Here is a 3,460-nt window from a genome sequence, read left to right on the forward strand (position 1 = left end):
GGGGGGCGAGCCGAGCCCGTCGAGCCACCGCCGTGCGACGAGCACGCGTGCGGGACCGGGCATCGCTCGCAGCCTCCTCAAGGACGGACCTCGACCTCCCACACAACCAGACCCGGCCCGGGGGCTGCAGTGTGAACCACGGCACAGTCCGCCTCCTCGGGGTGCGCTGTGGCAGGCCGGACAAGGAGTGACGCGCGTCACGGGTCGCGAGGCGAGGATTGACGGACACGCGAGACCGGTCCGTAGAGTCCTCCGCAACGACCTCCGGGTCGCCATCCAGAGCGGCTGAGAGACCTGGCTCCGCGACGCCGCAGCAACCCCCCGCGTAGGCGGGTGTGGGTGCTTCCGCCGGGAACGATGGAGGCGCAGATGCGGGCGGACGACGGACGCACCGGTTCGTCGCGCACCTTCGTGGGCGCTCGGCGGCGCCATGTCGACCTGCTCCGCGTGGCCAGCGCGAGCTGTCGGGGCTGACGACCCCTTCCCGCGGCACGACGACCGTCCAGGTCCCGTGTCCTCCCTGTGGCGCGCCCGGCCTCCCCGCGGGCTGCCCGGGCTCCGTCGACCGGCCGTGCCGGCCCACACCTTCCGAGGACTGACCAGCGATGACCTCCCTCCACCGACCCCGACGCCGAACCCTCGGCCTCCCCGCGGCCCTCGGGCTCGTGGCCGCACTGGCCCTGACCGCGTGCGGCTCGGCCACCCCCGGACCCGCCGCCGCCGGGACCGCCCAGCCCGGGGGGACCCTGCGGTTCGCGGTCGGCAGCGACCAGGGCTGCGTCGACCCCCAGCAGGTGGGCAGCAACGACTCGATCTACTCGCTGCGCCAGCTGGTCGACTCGCTCACCGACCAGGACCCCGCCACGGGGGAGATCAAGCCCTGGCTGGCGAGCTCCTGGACCACGAGCCCGGACGCGAAGTCCTACACCTTCACCCTCCGGCCCGGGGTGACCTTCAGCGACGGGACGCCGCTCGACGCGAACGCGGTGAAGGCGAACTTCGACCGGGTCCCGCAGATCGGCGTCCGCGGCACCCTGCCGAAGGGCTACCTGGCCGGGTACCAGGGCACGACGGTGGAGGACCCGACGCGGTTCACGGTCGCGTTCGCCTCGCCGAACGTGCAGTTCCTGCAGGGCACCTCGACGCACAGCCTCGGCATCCTGTCCCCGGCGACCGTCGCGAAGTCCGACGACGAGCGCTGCGCCGCGGTGGTCGGCTCCGGCCCGTTCACGCTGCAGAGCTACACGACCAACGACTCGATCGTGCTGGCCAAGCGGAAGGGCTACGACTGGCCCTCCTCGCTGGCCACGCACACCGGGGAGGCCTACCTGGACACCCTGGAGTTCCGGATCGTGCCGGAGTCCGGGGTGCGCGTCGGCAGCCTGCAGTCCGGTGAGGTCGACGCGATCGGCAACATCAGCCAGCAGGACGAGGCGCCGCTGCAGGGGGCGGGCGCGCAGCTGGTCGCCCGCGCCAACCCCGGGATCCCGTTCGGCATCGCCTTCAACCTGTCGAAGCCGATCGTGTCCGACCCGGCGGTGCGTGCGGCGATCTCGGCGGCGGTCGACCGGCCCGAGCTGGTGAGCGCGGCGTACACCTCGCAGACCAAGCCTGCCACCAGCGTGCTGGCGTCGAGCACCCCGGGCTACACGGACGAGTCGGGCAGGCTCGGCTTCGACGCGGCCAAGGCGGGCTCCACACTGGACGCGGCGGGTTGGGTCACGGGGCCGGACGGGATCCGGGCGAAGGACGGGCAGCGGCTCTCGATCGTGCTCACCTGGTACGCCAACGCGGCCAGCAACAAGGCCACGCTCGAGCTGGTCCAGCAGCAGCTCAAGACCGTCGGGATCGAGCTCCAGCTCCGGGAGCGGCCGATCACCGAGGCACCCGCGGTCCAGCAGTCCGGGGACTTCGTGGCCAGCTGGGGCAACCTGACCCGCGCCGACCCCGACATCCTGCGCACCCAGTACTCGACGGCGGGGAGCAACTTCTACCGGCTGACCCCCGGCCCGTTGGACCAGCTCCTCGCCGACCAGGCCGCCGAGCCGGACGAGGCGAAGCGGGACGCGATCGTGGCCCGGGCCCAGCAGACCCTGCTGCAGGACTACCTCACCGTCCCCGTCGTGGAGCTGACCACCACGCTCGGTCTCGCGGCGACCGTCCACGGCGTCACCTTCGACGCCTCCTCGCGCATCCAGCTCTACGACACCTGGAAGTCGGCCTCGTGAGCAGTGCGGTGCCGCTGTCGGTCCTCGACCTCTCGCCGGTCCCGGCAGGCGGCACGGCCGGTGACGGGCTGCGGAACTCGATCGACCTCGCGCAGGTCGCGGAGCGGGCGGGCTATCGCCGCTTCTGGGTGGCCGAGCACCACCTGAACCCGGGCGTGGCGTCGTCGTCCACCCCGGTCCTGGTCGCCCTCGTCGCCGACGCGACGGAACGCATCCGGGTGGGGTCGGGTGCGGTGCAGCTGCCGGTCACCTCCCCGGTCGCGGTCGCGGAGCAGTTCGGGACGGTCGCGGCCGTGCACCCGGGACGGATCGACGTGGGGCTGGGCCGGTTCGACGTCCACAAGCTGCTCACGCTGATCCGGCAGGGTGCGGCGGCTCCGGGCACGCTGCCGCCCCCACCCGCCCCGCGCACGGTCGACGGCCTGCTGATCCCGTCACCCGGGCGGATCGCCGGTGACCTGTCGCTGTTCGGGACGCTCGGCGCGCTGTTCGGCTTCAGCGTGGACGACGTCCCGCCCGACTACCGGACGCAGGTCACCGACATCCTGTCCTATGTGGCCGGGACGTCGCTGCGCGAGGACGGGCGCCCGCTCGACGTGACCCCGGCGAAGGGCGCCGACCTGCAGGTCCACGTGCTCGGGGCCAGCGCCGGGACCAGCGCGCGGGTGGCGGGCGAGCTCGGGTTGCCCTTCGCCGCCGCCTACCACACCGTCCCGCACGCGGTCCTGGAGACGGTCGAGGCGTACCGGTCGGCGTTTCGGCCCGGCAGGCTGGAGCGCCCGTACGTGATCGTGTCCGCGGACGTCGTGGTCGCGGCGGACGACGCCCGCGCCCGCGAGCTGGCCGCCCCGTACGGGCAGTGGGTGCTGGACATCCGGACCGGCCGCGGCGCCCAGCCCTACGTCAGCCCGGAGCAGGCCCGTGCCCGGGAGTGGACCGCGGCGGAACGCGCCGCGGTCGCCGACCGGGTGGACACCCAGTTCGTGGGCTCCCCGGCCACCGTGGCGACGCAGCTGGCGACGCTGGCGCGGGTCACCGGGGCGGACGAGCTGCTGGTCACCACGATCACCACCGAGCACCGGGACCGGGTCCGCAGCTACGAGCTGCTCGCCGAGGCATGGGGTGCCGCGGCCTGACCTCGCTGGTTCGGAGGGTCAGCGGCGAGCCTCGGTCGACGGCCGTTCGGCGACCCGCTGAGCTGGGCGAACGTGCCGTCTCCCGAGGCCGTCGCG

Annotated in this window: 2 protein-coding genes and 1 riboswitch; both genes read left to right on the forward strand. The window is 73.6% G+C overall.

What is annotated here, in order from left to right; translation table 11 throughout:
• Window positions 1-269 precede the first annotated feature (269 nt).
• Window positions 270-364: riboswitch (SAM riboswitch) on the forward strand.
• A gap of 241 nt (window positions 365-605) precedes the next feature.
• Complete coding sequence (locus H5J29_RS25700) at window positions 606-2,228, forward strand: ABC transporter substrate-binding protein (RefSeq protein ID WP_181783597.1); 1,623 nt, start codon at window positions 606-608, stop codon at window positions 2,226-2,228.
• Window positions 2,225-3,364, forward strand: coding sequence for an LLM class flavin-dependent oxidoreductase (locus H5J29_RS25705; protein ID WP_181783598.1), 1,140 nt, complete (start codon window positions 2,225-2,227; stop codon window positions 3,362-3,364). Before H5J29_RS25700 ends, H5J29_RS25705 begins: the two co-directional genes overlap by 4 nt.
• Window positions 3,365-3,460: the final 96 nt, after the last annotated feature.

The sequence above is a fragment of the Pseudonocardia pini genome (assembly GCF_013870575.1).
Classification (GTDB): domain Bacteria; phylum Actinomycetota; class Actinomycetes; order Mycobacteriales; family Pseudonocardiaceae; genus Pseudonocardia; species Pseudonocardia pini.

Bases quoted from the DNA above. Each gene is read 5' to 3' on its own strand.
- H5J29_RS25700 (WP_181783597.1), top strand. From the start codon at position 606: ATGACCTCCCTCCACCGACCCCGACGCCGAACCCTCGGCCTCCCCGCG.